This is a genomic window from Chryseobacterium indologenes, assembly GCF_002025665.1.
GTDB lineage: Bacteria > Bacteroidota > Bacteroidia > Flavobacteriales > Weeksellaceae > Chryseobacterium > Chryseobacterium metallicongregator.
In genome coordinates, this window is sequence record NZ_CP018786.1 from 4802955 (window position 1) to 4820648 (window position 17694).

14 protein-coding genes and 1 riboswitch are annotated in these 17694 nt (G+C 36.6%); of the genes, 4 read left to right on the forward strand and 10 right to left on the reverse strand.

All coding sequences use genetic code 11. The annotated features are described in order from the left end of the window. Positions 1-3 precede the first annotated feature (3 nt). Together xerD and BUE84_RS21690 are read left to right on the forward strand one after the other, a co-directional pair. On the forward strand, positions 4-918 hold the full coding sequence (gene xerD, locus BUE84_RS21685; protein WP_034692523.1) for a site-specific tyrosine recombinase XerD: 915 nt from the start codon (positions 4-6) through the stop codon (positions 916-918). After that, positions 915-1427: an NUDIX hydrolase gene (locus tag BUE84_RS21690; protein ID WP_079243463.1), complete on the forward strand. Its 513-nt coding sequence runs from the start codon at positions 915-917 to the stop codon at positions 1425-1427. The genes xerD and BUE84_RS21690 overlap by 4 nt, the downstream gene beginning before the upstream one ends. Before the next feature lie 103 nt (positions 1428-1530). Here the strand turns inward: BUE84_RS21690 and BUE84_RS21695 are convergent, their stop codons facing one another. The 10 genes from BUE84_RS21695 to BUE84_RS21740 form a co-directional block, all read right to left on the reverse strand. Next, positions 1531-1989 (reverse strand): heme-binding domain-containing protein, encoded by a 459-nt coding sequence (locus BUE84_RS21695; RefSeq protein WP_079243464.1) that lies wholly within the window; start codon positions 1987-1989, stop codon positions 1531-1533. Between the two features lie 4 nt (positions 1990-1993). Further along, positions 1994-3775: an Ig-like domain-containing protein gene (locus BUE84_RS21700; RefSeq protein WP_079243465.1), complete on the reverse strand. Its 1782-nt coding sequence runs from the start codon at positions 3773-3775 to the stop codon at positions 1994-1996. 25 nt (positions 3776-3800) lie between these two features. After that, positions 3801-5063 carry a serine hydrolase domain-containing protein gene (locus tag BUE84_RS21705; protein ID WP_079243466.1) on the reverse strand — a complete coding sequence of 421 codons (1263 nt, stop codon included), beginning with the start codon at positions 5061-5063 and terminating at the stop codon, positions 3801-3803. Positions 5064-5243: 180 nt separating this feature from the next. Continuing rightward, positions 5244-5600 (reverse strand): hypothetical protein, encoded by a 357-nt coding sequence (locus tag BUE84_RS21710; RefSeq protein ID WP_079243467.1) that lies wholly within the window; start codon positions 5598-5600, stop codon positions 5244-5246. 92 nt (positions 5601-5692) lie between these two features. Beyond that, complete coding sequence (locus BUE84_RS21715) at positions 5693-6622, reverse strand: 2-hydroxyacid dehydrogenase (protein ID WP_079243468.1); 930 nt, start codon at positions 6620-6622, stop codon at positions 5693-5695. Positions 6623-6667: 45 nt separating this feature from the next. Next, complete coding sequence (locus BUE84_RS21720) at positions 6668-7054, reverse strand: GxxExxY protein (RefSeq protein WP_079244006.1); 387 nt, start codon at positions 7052-7054, stop codon at positions 6668-6670. A gap of 76 nt (positions 7055-7130) precedes the next feature. Next, on the reverse strand, positions 7131-7673 hold the full coding sequence (locus BUE84_RS21725; RefSeq protein ID WP_034692538.1) for an acyl-CoA thioesterase: 543 nt from the start codon (positions 7671-7673) through the stop codon (positions 7131-7133). Further along, complete coding sequence (locus tag BUE84_RS21730) at positions 7661-8413, reverse strand: hypothetical protein (RefSeq protein ID WP_079243469.1); 753 nt, start codon at positions 8411-8413, stop codon at positions 7661-7663. The genes BUE84_RS21725 and BUE84_RS21730 overlap by 13 nt, the downstream gene beginning before the upstream one ends. 222 nt (positions 8414-8635) lie before the next feature. Next, positions 8636-10753, reverse strand: a complete 2118-nt coding sequence (locus BUE84_RS21735; protein ID WP_079244007.1) for a TonB-dependent receptor — start codon at positions 10751-10753, stop codon at positions 8636-8638. A 104-nt stretch (positions 10754-10857) separates the two neighbouring features. Further along, positions 10858-10949, reverse strand: a riboswitch (TPP riboswitch). Positions 10950-11112: 163 nt separating this feature from the next. Further along, positions 11113-11883 carry a WG repeat-containing protein gene (locus BUE84_RS21740; RefSeq protein WP_238594311.1) on the reverse strand — a complete coding sequence of 257 codons (771 nt, stop codon included), beginning with the start codon at positions 11881-11883 and terminating at the stop codon, positions 11113-11115. A gap of 287 nt (positions 11884-12170) precedes the next feature. Here BUE84_RS21740 and BUE84_RS21745 point away from each other — a divergent pair, with 287 nt between their 5' ends. Together BUE84_RS21745 and BUE84_RS21750 are read left to right on the forward strand one after the other, a co-directional pair. After that, positions 12171-14954 carry a bifunctional aconitate hydratase 2/2-methylisocitrate dehydratase gene (locus tag BUE84_RS21745; protein ID WP_079243471.1) on the forward strand — a complete coding sequence of 928 codons (2784 nt, stop codon included), beginning with the start codon at positions 12171-12173 and terminating at the stop codon, positions 14952-14954. A gap of 319 nt (positions 14955-15273) precedes the next feature. Beyond that, positions 15274-17541, forward strand: a complete 2268-nt coding sequence (locus BUE84_RS21750; RefSeq protein ID WP_079244008.1) for an aconitate hydratase — start codon at positions 15274-15276, stop codon at positions 17539-17541. The last annotated feature ends 153 nt before the right edge of the window (positions 17542-17694 follow it).

Consider the following 17694-nt stretch of genomic DNA (forward strand, 5'->3'; position numbering starts at 1 on the left):
CAAATGACTTGGGATGAAAAGATCAAAGATTTTGAAATATTTCTTCGTTTCGAAAGAAATTTTTCAGAAAACACGCTCGACGCTTACGTTCGGGACATTAAGAAATTAAAAGATTACGCAGAAGAGGATCTGGAAAACGTCGGTCCAGACTCCATCGGTTACGAAAACCTGCAGGAATACATTTTCAATCTTTCCAAACAGAAATTCAGTGAGAGATCACAAGCAAGATGGATATCTTCCATTAAAGCTTTCTTCAAATTTCTGCTTGAGGATGAATATCGTGAAGACAATCCTGCGGCGTTACTTGAAGGCCCTAAACTGGGATTATATCTACCTGATACTTTAAGCCTGCCTGATATCAACAAAATTATAGCTGCTATTGAAGTCAATACAGATCTAGGAAAAAGAAACCACTGCATCATAGAGGTACTATATGGATGCGGACTTCGTGTTTCTGAACTGATCGATCTGAAGATTTCCAATATCAACTTCAAAGAACAGTACATCAAGGTACACGGAAAAGGAAATAAAACCCGTTTTGTTCCTTTAGCCGACTATACCGCTGATTTACTTGAAAGTTATATCAAAGAGGTACGTTCTAAAGGAAAAGTCAATAAGAAATATGAAGATACTCTGTTTTTAAACAGCCGAGGGACATCTATGTCCAGAGTAATCGTATTTCTTATTATCAAAGAACTTACAGATAAAGCAGGGGTTAACAAAAAAATATCTCCACACACATTCAGACATTCATTTGCGACCCATTTATTACAGAATGGAGCAGATTTGCGTTATATTCAGGAAATGTTGGGACATTCCAGTATTACAACAACTGAAATCTATACGCATCTGAAAACAGAAGAATTAAGGGATGTTATTTTGAGTTATCACCCGAGAAATATTAATATTGCTCAATGAAACTATTGAAATATTGCCCAAGCTGTGGCAAGGAGTCCTTACACTGGGATGGTGAAAAAAAATGGAGCTGCCCGGAATGTGGTTTTACTTTGTATAATAATGTGGCAGGTGCTGTAGCGGTTGTCATCAGATGTGGAGACGAAATTTATCTTACCAGAAGAAACAGAGATCCTAAAAAAGGGAAACTCGATCTTGCAGGAGGATTTGTTGATCCTAAAGAAAGTGCAGAGGAAACCTGTAAAAGAGAACTTTTTGAAGAACTTCAGCTTGATATCAATATTTCTAACCTGAAATACCTTACCAGTCTTCCCAACATCTATCAATACAAGGAAGTTGATTACAATACGATCGATCTCTTTTATGAATACAATGTTTCGGAAAAGTTTGAGGTAAATCTTGAGCTCTCTGAAATTTCGGAAGCAGTCTGGATTCCTTTACAGGATCTGGATCTTGAAGATCTTGCTTTTGATTCTCAGAAGAGATTTTTTGAGAGCTTTTTAAAGAAATAATTTTTGTAATATATGCTCCCGTAGATTTTAGAGACCGGACAGATATTTGTTTTAAACAATCTGCTCAGTTTGTAAAATCTGCGGGAGTTTTTTATGGTAGAAATTAATAGGTTTTAGACTTCAGCATTTCTTCAAAATACTGAATCAGCAATGCTCTTTCTGCTTCTGAAAGATTAGCCTCTTTATGGTACACAATATAGCCAGGCATCGGCATTGTCTTGTTCTGAATGGTCTGAATAGATTTAGTAAGCATATTCTCCTTCAGATCCTTATTATAAGTTTGCCAGGCAGAAAAATTAAGATGTTCCCTGCCTTCATTCACATGGCTTTTTACAGACCAGGAAACGGGCGCAATAAAAGCATATTTCGGGTAGACTGTTTCATTGGAATGACAGTCGTAACAAGCATTTTTAAGCAGTGTTCTGATCTTTTCCGGTGATTTCCTTGCATCAACAAAGTTTACCTTCGTATCCACAGGCTGATTGGTTCTATCGATAGGAAAGAACTGAATCAGGGCAAATGCCACCAATGTCCAGAATATTATTTTCTTAGCAATCTTCATCAGCTTACTTTACTGGCGTTAAAACAGCATTTTGAGACTTCAATTCTTTTTTAGCTTCCTGTTTCACTTCAGTAGGAGCAGGTGGTGTTTCCACTGCAGGAGCTGCTACAGCGGGTGTAGCTCCTTTAGGATTATCAAGTGTTTTAGTATCCTTCAGATCCCATTCTTCTCTTGTTTCCCACAGACCTCTAATGATCACTTTTTTATAGAAAATATAAGCATCTTCAGCAAAAACATCATTCGCAAAATCTGCTTCATCCCAATATTTATTCCCGTTATTATCCACCAGAATTCTCACAACATATTCTCCAGGTTTCAGGATATCAAATTTTATTTTATCTCCTTTTATATACCTCTGATAGGCTATTTTGTCTGAAGAATCCAGCAGCTGAATCCAATAATTTGTCGTAGGTGCATTAGAAATGGAGAATTCAACGCTTCCAAACTGGTCTATTTTGTCAACATCAAAATCGAAACGCTTAGACTGAGTATTTTTTGCATAGAATGAGGATACGGTTTCCTTAGGAACAGTAAGCTCATAACTTTTTCCCATCACAAAATCTGACTGTACCTGAATCTGATAAGGATTTGTTTCTGAAATTTTAGCAGTAAACGGTAACGTTGTTAAACTGTCTCCTTTTACTCTCAATGTCCATTTTGAAGGATCTATTTTATCAACGATATAATTGGAAGATATCTTAAAATCTGACTTTGGAGCTAATGATTCACCTCCATTATCACTATTGAGATCCATGACATTCTTTTTATTGTATCTGTAAAATAAAGATACACTGTAGGCACTATCTTTTTTCGGACCTTTATTATGAGTGAATATCAGTTTTTCATTGGCATCCTGTCCTACATTATCTTTTGCCGCATCAAACCAGATTCTTACAGAGTCCGATTTCGGAGTATGGGTTATTTTTACATCTTTCAGCTTCTCATTCAGAGACTGAACTTTTACTTCATCAGGATTTCCTTCAAAAGTCATCAGAACACCTCCTGAGATTTCTTTCATTTCTACATACTTTACAGCCTTTTTGGAAGGATATACTTTTAAGTTTAATCCTGAAATAGATTTCTCAAAATTGATTGGATCTTTCTGGAATCCTACTTTTTCTTTCCCCGGATCATACATAGAATTCCCGTTCTCATCTTCAAAAGCAATAATTTTATATTTTCCGGGAGTCAGATAGTTTAATTCGTAATATCCATCTTCATCTACCTTAGTGATATAGTAAGGCTTTTTCTTGTAATCCATTGTATCCTTTACCTGATACAATCCAACCACAAGTTTATTTTCAGCTGTTGTAGTTCCTGTTTTCTTTTTAGTATCCAGGGCATCTTTTATTTCACCACTGATATAAAGATCATCCAATTTATCTCCTGTAGAAAAAGCAAAATTGAAATACCTTAATATATTGGATTCATTATTATCAACAATTGAGTTACCAAAATTAAAGTTATAAGTAGTATTAGCCTGAAGAGTATCTGACCATTGAATCAGAACAAATTTGTTGGCAATATTGGAAGGAAGAATCCTCGTTATTCCTTTGATAGGAGGTGAAATAATCAGGTTTTTATTGATATCTTTCAACGTCACATATTCATCAAAATCCAGACGGAGCTGGTGAATATCTCTTTTGACATTAATCCTTGTAGTATCAATGTTTGAACTTAAAAACTTTGGTGCCAGAGTATCTTTAGGCCCTCCAACAGGAGATCCTACTCTTGCACATGAATGTACAAGAAAACAGATAACGAATAATAAAAGAAACCTTTTCATGAAAATGTTTAGGCAAAAGTAAACATTATTCTCCAAAAACTTCCTGTCCGGAATTTAAAGTATCTTTATTGTCATGCATCACTGTATGAAGCTTATCCTTCTGCAAAGGGAAATCCTCGAATAATCCGGATAATGCAAGAGCTGTATATACTTTGTTTGAATATTTGTTTCCAATAGCTACAATGGTAACCTTAGATTTTAAAAGATGGGCAAATACTGAGTTGGTACCATGCCACCATCCATTGTGATAAGTAAGCTTTTCACCGTTATCAAATATTTTCATTCTGAATCCTAGGCCATAATTATTCATTCCTGCTTTTTCATTGCTGTAAGGAGTGAATACCATCTGCATCAGTTCAGGCTTCAGGAAATTTTTCGAAAACATGGCTTTTGAGAAATTGTACAAATCTCTTGGCGTAGTGTACACATTTTTATCTCCATAAATCAGATCAAGCCTGTCTAAAGGATACAGCTTATTTCCTCCATAATAAAAAGACTGTGCTGCTGTTGGAATATCTTTTTCCTGAAAGATATAGGTATTATTCATTTTCAACGGTGTGAAAACCATTTCTTTCATCGCCTGAGGAAAAGGAGTTTTGGTCACTTTTTCAATTAATAAAGCCAATAAAGCAAAGTTTGTATTGCAATACATAAATCCTGTATCCGTATCTCTTGCCAGATCAGGTTTATATTTAATGATCATGTTCAATACATCTTCATTCGTAATAAATGGTTTGGAAAGTTCTGCCGGAGCTGGCTGTATCTTGGTAATAAAGTATTCATATTTCGGAAGCCCGCTTCTTTGATCCAATAAAGTCTGAACGGTAACATTCGGATAGGGAAATCCTGGGAAAAACTGAGTAAGGTGATCCGTAAATTTTATTTTGCCTGCCTCTATCAGTTTCATCATGGCCATTGCCGTTAAAGTTTTCGAAACTGAAGCAACGTGCAAAGGTGTATTTTTATCGATTGGCATTTGATTTCCTTCTCTTCCGAAACCTCTGTAATTTTCATACAGGATTTCATCACCTTTGGCAACAAGAATCCCACCGCTAAGGTCTCCTCCTTCCCATATCTTCTTGTAGTACTGATCGATATAACTTACGGTAGTCTGTCTGTTCAGCAGCTGTCCGTCCCCTTTTGTAAAAATATCACCCAGATCTACATTTCCATAGTTGGGCAGATTGGTTGTATTTTCAGCCGAAGCTTCTTTGGCTTCAGACTTTTTTTTACAGGAAAATATCGATAATAAAACAGTTAGGATAAGTACAAAATTACGCGTCTTCATGAGATTCAAAAATGAGCGGCAATTTAATAAAACTCAAAATAAATAATAAATATGAGGTGGATATTATGAATTATTTAACATAAATGAATAGAGAATTAAAAATGTGAAAAGGCAAAATTCGGAAAATGAGGAAGTAAAAAGCAGAGAAAATAAATTCTCTTCCTTAGAATCTAAACCTTATCAAATAGGAGGACCAGCTTGTCCTATTATTCTTCCGCCAAATGTAATAAGACTATATAGATTTAAAATTGCAATATTCAAATCATCCTGGTTACAATAATAATTATCAATGGTTCCATATGCTGAATACTCTGAAATATTAAACCCTTCTTCAATGTCGTTATAATAAATTACCCTTCTACCTATTAATCCTACTACCCAAAAACCTCCTCCTTCTTGTCCATATTCTTCTTCATACCATTTTTCAGGGTAAATTTTGATTAAATCCCAGAAGTTTAAAAGATTTCCATTTAAATCTTTTTCTGTCGAGTAAATCTTTTCAAAAATTTCTTCAATGGATATTGGTGTCCAGATCATGATTATATAAAAGTTATTATTCCGAAATTAATAAAAAAAGACGAATTCACTTTTTGTAAATTCGTCTTTTTATCTTTTTTATATTGCCTAGCTTAACAATGCGAAGCTACTATTTTATCTACAATAAACTGCGCCAGTTTTTCTTTGCTCTGATGCGTCCAGCCTGCAATATGGGGTGTGACAATCGCTTTTTCTGATTCCAGAAGGTATTTTAAATCTTCATTTTCGGATTCAATGTTCTCGAAAGAAGACTTTTCATATTCCAAAACATCCAGACAAGTCCCTTTTACCTTTCCTGATTTCAACCCTTCTACTAAACTTTTAGTTTCAACATTCTTTCCTCTTGCTGTATTCACGAAATAGAAATCATTTTTCATTTCCTGAATGAATGTTTGGTCAATAAGATAATGCGTTTCTGACGTCAGAGGAATGTGCAAACTTACAACCTCTGCAGATTGCTTCAATTCTTCTAAAGAAACCTGAGCTGCATATTCATCAGAAAGCCCCGGAAGTATATCATGAAAAATGACTTTACATCCAAATCCTGAAAGTCTTTTCGCAGTAGCTTTTCCCATATTTCCATATCCGATAAGCCCTACAGTTTTTCCTAATAGTTCATCTCCTCTGTTTTCTTCACGCTTCCAGATCCCGTTTTTCACTTCCTGAGAAGCAATAAAAAGTCTGTTCATGATCACCAATAGCATTCCCACTACATGCTCCGCCACAGAATCTCTGTTTCCTTCCGGAGAATTGATCAGCTGAATTCCCAGTTTTTCGGCAACAGGAATATCAATATTTTCCATTCCGGCTCCTACTCTTGCGATGAACTTCAGATTCTTCCCTCTTTCCAGAAAGTTTTTATCTAGTGGAATACGGCTTCTGATAATAATTCCGTCGTAGTTCTCAATTTTATCACAAACCTCATCATAAGACGATGTAAAATCCTCTTCCAAAATAAAATTCTGAGCCAAAAGCTGTTCAGTAATAAGAGGATGATTTTTATCTAAAAGAAGTATTTTCATAGTTTAAACACAAATGACACTAATTTATTTCACAAATAACACAAATCACAAGGTACCGTTAATAACTCTTTTTACTCCGTTTTTAAACTGGATGGTATTGAAGTTGATCAACATCCCAAGCTTGCAATTACTTAGACGAAGGTAAGTAAGTATTTGTGCTAAATGAATATCCTGTAATGATTCTACAGATTTTATTTCCAGCACAATTTTTTTTTCAATCAAAAAGTCAAGTCTATAGCCAACATCCATTTTAACCTCATCATATATTAATGGCATCGGTTTTTGTCTTTCTACAAGAATATCATGTTTATTCAATTCATAAAACAAGCATTCTTCATAAGCACTTTCCAAAAGTCCTGGCCCTAATGCTTTATGAACTATATACCCTGCTTCATAAACAATTTTTGATATATCATTTTCTGAAATATCCATTTTGATTATTTTTTTCATCTGACTGAGCACAAACCATTTGTGAAAACTTGTGCCAACCATTTGTGTTTTTGGTGTTTTATTTCTTGTCTTTCTTAGACTCCTGTGGTTCCTGGAATAGTTTTTTAAGCTCTACAGATTCCAGAGGTTTCATTCTTCCGGAAAGAATTAATGAAAGTTCTTTTCTACGGAATGCTGCTGCAAATCTTTCTTTTTCTTCCTCTGTTTCAGGAATCATTTCCGGAATAGGAATAGGACGGTTAAATTCATCCACCGCAACGAAGGTATAAATCCCTGCATTCGTATGAATTTTCTTCTGATTGATTGGATCATCCAACCATACATCTACATACACTTCCATAGAAGTAGAGAATGCTCTGGAAACTTTAGATTCCAATACCACTACTCCTCCTTCCGGAATCGGATGGTTGAAAGATACGTGGTTTACAGAAGCTGTTACTACTCTTCTTTCACAGTGTCTTGCTGCAGAAATAGACGCACAACGGTCCATTTTTGCCAGAAGTTCACCACCGAAAAGGTTTCTTAAAGAGTTGGTTTCGTTCGGAAGAACGATATTGGTCATAATGGTCAGAGATTCTGACGCTTTTTTTATTTTTGCCATCTAGTCTTAGTGTTGTTTGGGACAGCCGGAGCAGGTTTCATTCCTTTTCCGACAGGTTTTACTAATGAGTCTTTTTTCAAAGAATCTGAAACAGGTGTTTCCGGGGTATGTACCATTACTTTTACCGTATCTTTTACGATTCTATGGGTAGAGGTTTGTACAGAAACATTATTGAACGATTTTTTTCCAAAAAGAAGTTCCTGCTGGGTAAACGCCAGGTATAAAATTCCAAGAACCGGAATAACCAGAAGGAAAATCCAAAGAATTGTTTTTTTGAATTTAAAATCCTTTTCGCGATTCACTGTGGCATTTACTTTTTCCCCGTTATTGATATCTGAGAATCTGATTTCTTCCAATCCGTAAAAGTCCGGACGTCCGGATTCTATTCTTTTTCCCTTGAAATGAGTGTGCCCTTCTTCAATGAAGACTGTTCCAAGGTTTTGAATTTCAAGAACCTGTTCGGCCTGAAGTTTTTTCTTCCAAAAATCAGTCTGAATTTTAAGATCACTTTTGGAAGCTTCCAGAGACATCTGTTTTTGTTCTGCAATAAAAGCAGCAAGATCTTCAGTCTGTACTTCGTAATCTATTGTAAATTCAATCTGACTGGCCGGAGGCAGAATGCTTCCGTTTTCAGAATTAATAATTGCCTTAGAATTTTTCAGTGAAAACACCCCAAAGCCTGGAACTGTGGCAGTTCCAAATTGTTTTAAGTATTCTAAAATATATGCTGAAATATTCATTTGGCAGCAAATTTATAACTTTTTCGGGACTTTTTGTAATATTTAATGGATATAAAAAAGACTGCCGGAGCAGCCTTTTAATTATTCTGTATTAAAACAGGAATACCATTATTCAAATCCTTTTTTAAAAGCTTTACTATTATGGTTTTAAGAGAAAAAAGCTAAAAAATAAAAGAACAGATTTGTGATTCCATAGATCTATTTCTTAAACTTTTTTCCTGATTACTGAATCTTCCAGCTTACTCCAAACATAAAGTTCGTTCCTGCCTGTGAAAAATAATACGGTTGGCCTTCATATACAGATCCGTTGTTCACATATTTCTTGTTGAACAGATTATTCACCAATAGCTTTAATGCAATTTCATTATTAGCAATTTTAAACTGATACTGAGCATTGAAATCTGTCAGGAAATAATCTTTAAGCTGAAGATTTTCATCTTCAGTATTGTCCAGATATTGTTTTCCAACATACTGATTCATTAAAGCAAACTGGAAATTCTTTGTAGGATTGAATTTCAGGCTTACATTGGCAATTACATTCGGAGAGAATGAAATCTGGGTATTTCCAAGGCTCTTAGGCACATCTCCATTTTGAATATTGAAATCCTGATTTCTGTTCTGACTTAACGTTACGTTTCCTGAAACCTCCCATTGCTTGGATAATTTGGCTAAACCACCAACTTCGACACCTCTTCTGTAGCTCTTCCCTGAGTTTGTTCTGATAAATGCTCCTACGTTATTCAGTTCTCCATTCAACACCAGCTGGTTCACATAATACATATAGTAAACATTGGCTGTAAAAGACACAATCCCGAACTGTTTTTCAAAACCTGCTTCAATGTCGTGAAGTTTTTCTGCTTTCACATCATTGTTGGCCATCAGATCATCTCTGTTGGGTTCACGGTGAGCATGAGCGTATGAAAGGAATATTTTACCTCCGTCAATCCTGTAATTCACTCCGGCTTTAGGATTAAAGAACAGCCAGTTTTTACTTAAATCTGCTCCTTCACCATCACCAGCCATCAGGATCTTCGTATTATAATTAATTTTTCTAAGCTGTAAATCACCAAAGAATTCAAAATTATCCACTCTTAATAAAGCTTTTGCAAAACCAGACACTTCATTTTTTACAGAGCGGTTTCTGTAATATTCACTTTCATCAATCTGAGGAAAAAATACTCCCGTCACATTTCCATAATGCCTTCCATAATACTGATTCACAACGGCACCAAAGTTCAGATCCAGGTTTTCAAACTTCCCGTACAAGGTAGAAACCATTCCGTAGAAATCATTATTCAGCCATTTTTTTCTGATAAAATCTGAATATTTTATCGTTTGCCCACCTTCAATGATATTAGGCAGATTGTACCTTGAGAAAAGATTTCCCTGTTTATAGTTTTCGTAATACCCTTTTCCTTTTGTATAGTGGAATGTGGTTTCCAGATTCCAGCGATCACTGAATTTCTGTTCCCAAAGCAACTGATAATGGTTCTGTCTGTAATTATCCGTTTCATTATCATAGAAACTTACAATATTTTCCCAATTGGCATCGTAGATCGCTCCTGAAATATTGAATTTAGGATCAGTTTCCCAGGTTTTACGGTCAATACCATTCCATGCCTGATACGTTTTCTCTTTTCCACCAAAAGCCATTAAACGCAATTTCGTATTCCCTTCTTCAAATAAAGCAGTGAAATTATAAGAATGTAAATTGGATGAAGCTCTGTCAATATATCCGTCAGAATGAATATGGGTATATCTTCCCATCACGGAAAGACGGTTTTTCCAGAACTTTCCGGAGCCTATTTCTGCTGAATATTTATAGGTATTAAATGATCCGTAGCTATCATCTGTTTTAAAATAAAACTTCTCTTCCGGATCTTTAGATAGTACATTAATACTTGCTCCGAAGGCAGACACTCCATTATTGGAAGTTCCTACTCCTCTCTGAATGACAATCTGTGATGCAGAACTAGTTAAATCCGGAACGTTCACAAAAAATGTTCCCTGGCTTTCAGAATCGTTGTATGGAACACCATTCATCATGACATTGATAGCACTTCCTGAAACTCCACGGATTCTGAAGCCGGTATATCCTACTCCATTTCCGGCATCAGAAGTAGAAATAATGGAGGTTTGATTTTTCAAAAGAATAGGAAGATCCTGTCCCAGATTCTTACTGTCCAGATCTTTCTGTACATTGATAATTTCCTTTGCAACCGGCAGCCTTTTGGTAAAGTTGACTGCCTCAATTTCCCTGACCTTTAGGGAATCTTTATTCTGAGCCTGGATAAAAGCTACAGAGCCTACACTAAGCCCTAAAAAAAATAATCCTTTCATTCTATAAATCTTTAACATTTAATGAATAAAAGGGGTGATTATGAGATAATTGACAAATAGTAAATGATACGTGATGTTTATCGATCATTTATCGCTAATCATCCATCAATTATTTAAATGGTTCCCTAAACAGCATTACCTGTTCCAGGTTCATTGGGTATAATCTCAGCCTGTTAAAGCACCCCTTTATTTCAGCCGCAAAATTACAAAAAATATATGAATTGGAATTCGGGTTGCGAGATGCGGGATAGCGGGTTACGAAGTGCGGGATTCGGGGTGTTAGATTGCGGGTTACGCAAAGGAAAAAATACTACGAAAAATAGGAGTTATCAAATAAATCATTCATCATTTATAATTCTCTAGTAAGTTTTGTTGTTGTCGTCGATATAGTAGTAATTCGAGCCATCTTTTGTCACTTCAAACATCTTACCCAGTTTCCAGCTGAAGTTTCGCTTAATATTGGAATATTCAAACGGAATGATAATCTTATTATTAACATCGATGATTCCAAATTTATCATTATTGGAAGCAACAATCATCGGATTAGCCACATCATCCCCTTCAAGAATGAACAGATACTGGTATTGAGGATAGATCTGATATTGTCTGTAATCAGCTGCGTTCACAAATTTTGATTTTTCAATGATTCCGTAGAAACCATTGAGGATATAAGCCTGAAATAGCTGTTGTTTATATTCTTCGAATTTACATTTTCCAAAATCAGCTTCTTTGAACTGATATACTCTCTTACCAGACTGATCGACACGGTAAGAAATCATATTTTTCTCAACCGTAGCATAGTCTTTTGTTCCAAATTTTCTCACTTTTTCGTTAGGTGAATTCAGAAGGTTACAGTCTTCGTAAAAAAATACAGCAATATGATATTCCGGCTGAATAATAAATTTCCCGTTTTGATTGACATACCCGAACTGATCTCCCTTTTTCTTAGGAATCAAAACAGGAAGATCTTTGTTGATCACGACCAGATCAGCATTAGGTTTATGGGCTGCTTCCGCTTTTTTAACCGTGCTTTTTGTGCCTTTCTTCACAGGAATTTTCTTCACAGATTTTGTCTGTGAGAAAACGAAAATCGAAATAAAAACACATAAAACATTCAGGATATTTTTCATATTCTCCATTTGTTTACAAAAATACGACCAAAAATAGATATTATAAAATTCATATTTATAAAGAATCTAAATAATTTCACTCTCATAAAATAGTAAAATTTCGTAATTTTGGGAACATTTTGAATTGTTTGATAATTTTAAAAAACTTTTGAAAAAGTGTAGATTATGCTGACTTTATTCGGTTAATGTTGCATCAAAATGCGAGAACTCAAAATGTCATTAATTGTATTTATACACACCGGTAAAGAAAAAGCAGGCCTACCTTTAATTTTGAAAGACCTTCTATTATGAGTATTTATAAGGATTACATCAAAGAGATTGAAGAAAGAAAAACCCAAGGGCTTCATCCAAAGCCAATTGATGGGGCTGAATTACTAAGCGAAATCATTACACAAATTAAAGATTCAGGTAATGCTGACCGATCAGATTCTCTTAAATTTTTCATTTATAACACACTACCCGGAACAACAAGTGCAGCGGGAGTGAAAGCAAAATTTTTAAAAGAAATTATTCTAGGTGAATCCGTAGTAGAAGAAATTTCCCCTGCATATGCCTTTGAATTGTTATCTCACATGAAAGGTGGACCTTCTATTGAAGTATTGCTGGATCTTGCTCTAGGTAACGATCCTGCTACTGCTAAAGAAGCGGCTAACGTTCTTAAAACTCAGGTTTTCCTTTATGAAGCAGATACTAACCGTCTGAAGGAAGCATTCAACAGCGGAAACGAAATTGCAAAAGAAATTCTTGAAAGCTACGCAAAAGCTGAATTCTTCACTAAACTTCCTGAAGTTGCAGAAGAAATCAAAGTAGTAACATTTATCGCTGGTGAAGGAGATATCTCTACAGATTTACTTTCTCCGGGTAACCAGGCTCACTCAAGATCAGACCGTGAACTTCACGGTAAATGTATGATCACTCCTGAAGCTCAGGAAGAAATCAAAGCTTTACAGGCACAACATCCTGATGCAAGCGTGATGCTTATTGCTGAAAAAGGAACAATGGGTGTAGGTTCATCAAGAATGTCCGGAGTAAACAACGTTGCTCTTTGGACAGGAAAACAGGCTAGCCCTTATGTACCATTCGTAAACATTGCTCCTATTGTAGGAGGAACCAACGGTATTTCTCCGATCTTCCTTACCACAGTAGACGTTACCGGAGGTATTGGTATCGACCTTAAAAACTGGGTGAAGAAAGTAGACGAAAACGGAAACCCTGTTCGTAACGAAAATGGAGACATCGTTCTTGAAGAGGCCTATTCAGTAGCAACAGGAACTGTTTTAACAATCAATACAAAAGAAAAGAAATTATATAACGGAGATCAGGAATTGATCGACCTTACCAAATCTTTCACTCCTCAAAAGATGGAATTCATCAAAGCAGGAGGATCTTATGCTATCGTATTCGGTAAGAAGTTACAGACATTTGCCGCTCAGCTTTTAGGAGTTGAAGCTCCGGTTGTTTTTGCTCCATCAAAAGAAATTTCTCACGAAGGACAAGGACTTACAGCGGTAGAAAAGATTTTCAACAGAAATGCTGTGGGAACTACTCCAGGAAAAGTATTACACGCAGGCTCTGACGTTCGTGTACAGGTAAATATCGTTGGATCTCAGGATACGACAGGTCTTATGACTTCTCAGGAGCTTGAATCTATGGCAGCAACTGTGATTTCTCCAATTGTTGACGGTGCTTACCAGTCAGGATGTCACACTGCTTCCGTTTGGGATAAAAAAGCTCAGGCTAACATTCCGAAACTGATGAAGTTCATGAACGAGTTCGGTTTGATTACAGCCCGTGACCCGAAAGGTGAATACCACGCAATGACTGACGTTATCCATAAAGTTCTTAACGACATCACTGTAGACGAATGGGCCATCATCATTGGTGGTGACTCTCACACAAGAATGTCTAAAGGGGTAGCTTTCGGTGCTGACTCAGGAACTGTTGCTCTTGCATTAGCTACTGGTGAAGCTTCTATGCCAATTCCGGAATCTGTGAAAGTAACCTTCAAAGGAAACATGAAAGAACACATGGATTTCCGTGATGTGGTTCATGCAACGCAGGCTCAGATGCTGAAGCAGTTTGGAGGAGAAAACGTATTCCAGGGTAGAATCATTGAGGTTCACATCGGAACGCTTCCTGCTGACCAGGCATTTACATTTACAGACTGGACTGCTGAGATGAAGGCAAAAGCTTCTATCAACATTTCTGAAGATAATACTCTGATCGAATCACTGGAAATTGCAAAAGGCAGAATCCAGATCATGATCGACAAGGGTATGGATAACCACAATAAAGTTCTTCAAGGATTAATTGATAAAGCAAACAAGAGAATTGAAGAGATCAGATCAGGAGAAAAACCTGCTTTAACTCCGGATTCAAATGCTAAATATTACGCTGAAGTAGTTGTAGATCTTGACGTAATTGTTGAACCAATGATTGCTGACCCGGATGTAAACAACGATGATGTATCCAAAAGATATACTCACGATACCATTAGAGATCTTTCTTACTATGGAGGTGAGAAAAAAGTAGATCTTGGTTTCGTAGGATCTTGTATGGTTCACAAAGGAGACCTTAAGATCGTTTCTCAAATGCTTAGAAACATTGAAAAGCAACAAGGTAAGGTAGAATTCAGTGCTCCTCTTGTAGTAGCAGCCCCTACTTACAACATCATTGATGAGTTAAAAGCGGAAGGTGACTGGGAATTATTAGAAAAATATTCAGCTTTTGAATTTGATGATAACGCTCCAAAAGGAGAAGCCCGTGTGGAGTACAAAAACGTAATGTACCTTGAGCGTCCTGGATGTAACCTTTGTATGGGTAACCAGGAAAAAGCTGCTAAAGGAGATACTGTTTTAGCTACATCTACCCGTCTTTTCCAGGGAAGAGTAGTGGAAGATTCTGAACGTAAAAAAGGAGAATCTCTATTGGCTTCAACTCCGGTTGTTGTTCTTTCTGCAATTATCGGAAGAATCCCTAGCATTGATGAGTATAAAGCTGCTGTTGAGGGAATTGACCTTACTACTTTTGTTCCTTCTATTAAAGAATTAACAAGTACAAGCGCTCACTAAGAGATTATAAATACGTCGAAAGACCTATTAAAAACTATAGAAATGGAAGATTTTGGTCCTTTTAGGATTTAAAATCTTCCATTTTTTTGTTTAGAACGTTTCTATTTTAATATAGTTACGTTTTTTTTTCGATAAAATCAGGAAAATAAATTCTAATTTTTCTTAAATTGAAAGTTATAAAATCTATTGATTTTAAAGCCTAAAACAACCTATTTATGGATTATAGGAACGTTTTTTGATGTACAAAAGAGTAATTTTTCTTTTTCATCCAATAGAAAAAGAAGCTTTAACGGAAAAAAGAACAAAACTAAAATACGATATGACTTTTGATATTGATATGATCAAAAAGGTGTACGAGCGTTACCCGGAAAGAATTGCTGCGGCAAGACAAATCGTGGGAAAACCTCTTACCCTTTCAGAAAAAATTCTTTACACCCACCTTTGGGAAGGAAATGCTACACAATCATATGAACGAGGAAACTCTTATGTAGACTTCGCACCAGACAGAGTAGCAATGCAGGATGCCACAGCACAGATGGCTCTTTTACAATTCATGCAGGCAGGAAAAGCTAAAGTAGCGGTTCCTTCTACTGCTCATGCGGATCACCTGATCCAGGCGAAAGTAGGTGCAGACAAAGATTTACAGGAAGGTATCAACAAAAATTCCGAGGTATTCAACTTCCTGAGTTCTGTATGTGATAAATACGGAATCGGGTTCTGGAAACCGGGAGCAGGTATCATTCACCAGGTTGTATTGGAAAATTATGCCTTCCCTGGAGGAATGATGATCGGTACCGATTCTCACACAGTAAACGCAGGAGGATTAGGAATGGTAGCAATCGGTGTAGGTGGTGCTGATGCGGTAGACGTAATGGCAGGAATGGCCTGGGAGCTTAAAATGCCTAAACTTATCGGGGTAAAATTAACCGGTAAAATGAATGGATGGACCTCTGCAAAAGATGTGATCTTAAAAGTAGCAGGAATCCTTACTGTAAAAGGAGGTACAGGATGTATCGTAGAATATTTCGGTGAAGGTGCTGAATCTCTTTCCGCAACCGGTAAAGGGACTATCTGTAACATGGGTGCTGAAATCGGAGCTACAACTTCTACTTTCGGATATGATGATTCAATGAGAAGATATCTTTCCGCTACAGGAAGACAGGATGTAGTAAATGCTGCTGATACAATTGCAGAACACTTAACAGGTGATGCTGAGGTATATGCTAACCCTGAACAATATTTTGATCAATTAATAGAAATCAACCTTTCTGAGCTGACTCCTCACTTAAACGGACCTTTCACTCCAGATTTAGCGACTCCAGTTGCTGAATTCAGAGCTAAAGCTGAAGCTAACGGATGGCCTTTAGAAGTTGAATGGGCGCTTATCGGTTCTTGTACCAACTCTTCTTATGAAGATTTATCAAGAGCTGCTTCCATTGTAGAGGATGCGGTATCAAAAGGGGTAAAACCTAAAGCAATCCTTGGAATCAACCCTGGTTCTGAGCAAGTGAAGTTCACAGCAGAAAGAGATGGTTTCTTAGATTCTTTCAGAAAATTTGAAAATGCAAGAATCTTTACCAATGCTTGTGGACCATGTATCGGGCAATGGGACAGAGAAGGTGCGGAAAAAGGAGAGAAAAACTCTATCATCCACTCTTTCAACCGAAATTTCGCGAAAAGAGCAGATGGTAACCCGAATACCCACGCATTTGTAGCTTCTCCAGAAATGGTAGCTGCTGTAGCAATCTCTGGTAGACTGGACTTCAACCCAATTACGGATACTTTAACTAACGAATCAGGTGAACAGGTAAAACTTAACGAGCCTAAAGGTTTCGAACTTCCTGCAAAAGGATTTGCGGTAGACGATAACGGATACCAGGCCCCTTCAGAAGATGGTTCCAGTGTTGTTGTCAACGTAAGCCCTACTTCAGACAGACTTCAGTTATTAGAAGAATTCCCGGCTTGGGATGGTAAAAATATTGAAGGTGCTAAAGTATTGATCAAAGCTTTCGGAAAATGTACTACCGACCACATTTCAATGGCTGGACCATGGTTGAAATACAGAGGTCACTTAGACAATATTTCAAACAACATGTTGATTGGAGCTGTAAATGCTTACAACATGGAAACCAATAAAGTTAAAAACGAATTAACCGGTGAATACGGTGAAGTTCCGGCTGTACAAAGAGCTTACAAAGCAGCAGGCGTTCCAACCATCGTTGTAGGAGACCAGAACTATGGTGAAGGTTCTTCAAGAGAGCACGCTGCAATGGAGCCTAGACACCTTGGTGTAAAAGCGGTATTGGTAAAATCATTCGCGAGAATCCACGAAACGAACCTTAAAAAACAAGGGATGTTGGGAATCACTTTCGCTAATGAAGCTGACTATGATAAAATCCTGGAAGATGACACAGTTAACTTCTTAGATCTTGATCAGTTTGCTCCGGGAAAACAATTGACTTTAGAATTCGTTCATGCTGACGGAACTAAAGATATCATTATGGCCAACCATACTTACAACGATCAGCAAATTGATTGGTTTAAGGCTGGTTCAGCGCTAAACCTGATCAAACAACAGGAAAAATAAGATGAATTGTTAGATTAATTAATAGAAAGGCGGCTTCAATTGAAGTCGTCTTTTTTATTATCACACCAAAAATCACTGCTAATCAATTCAATAGGAGCGGACTTTAGTCCGCATTAAAATTATAAAATACATCTGGCTTTAGCCAAAACTTAC

Bases quoted from the DNA above. Each gene is read 5' to 3' on its own strand.
- xerD (WP_034692523.1), top strand. From the start codon at position 4: ATGACTTGGGATGAAAAGATCAAAGATTTTGAAATATTTCTTCGTTTC.
- BUE84_RS21690 (WP_079243463.1), top strand. From the start codon at position 915: ATGAAACTATTGAAATATTGCCCAAGCTGTGGCAAGGAGTCCTTACAC.
- BUE84_RS21695 (WP_079243464.1), bottom strand. From the start codon at position 1,989: ATGAAGATTGCTAAGAAAATAATATTCTGGACATTGGTGGCATTTGCC.
- BUE84_RS21700 (WP_079243465.1), bottom strand. From the start codon at position 3,775: ATGAAAAGGTTTCTTTTATTATTCGTTATCTGTTTTCTTGTACATTCA.
- BUE84_RS21705 (WP_079243466.1), bottom strand. From the start codon at position 5,063: ATGAAGACGCGTAATTTTGTACTTATCCTAACTGTTTTATTATCGATA.
- BUE84_RS21710 (WP_079243467.1), bottom strand. From the start codon at position 5,600: ATGATCTGGACACCAATATCCATTGAAGAAATTTTTGAAAAGATTTAC.
- BUE84_RS21715 (WP_079243468.1), bottom strand. From the start codon at position 6,622: ATGAAAATACTTCTTTTAGATAAAAATCATCCTCTTATTACTGAACAG.
- BUE84_RS21720 (WP_079244006.1), bottom strand. From the start codon at position 7,054: ATGGATATTTCAGAAAATGATATATCAAAAATTGTTTATGAAGCAGGG.
- BUE84_RS21725 (WP_034692538.1), bottom strand. From the start codon at position 7,673: ATGGCAAAAATAAAAAAAGCGTCAGAATCTCTGACCATTATGACCAAT.
- BUE84_RS21730 (WP_079243469.1), bottom strand. From the start codon at position 8,413: ATGAATATTTCAGCATATATTTTAGAATACTTAAAACAATTTGGAACT.
- BUE84_RS21735 (WP_079244007.1), bottom strand. From the start codon at position 10,753: ATGAAAGGATTATTTTTTTTAGGGCTTAGTGTAGGCTCTGTAGCTTTT.
- BUE84_RS21740 (WP_238594311.1), bottom strand. From the start codon at position 11,883: ATGAAAAATATCCTGAATGTTTTATGTGTTTTTATTTCGATTTTCGTT.
- BUE84_RS21745 (WP_079243471.1), top strand. From the start codon at position 12,171: ATGAGTATTTATAAGGATTACATCAAAGAGATTGAAGAAAGAAAAACC.
- BUE84_RS21750 (WP_079244008.1), top strand. From the start codon at position 15,274: ATGACTTTTGATATTGATATGATCAAAAAGGTGTACGAGCGTTACCCG.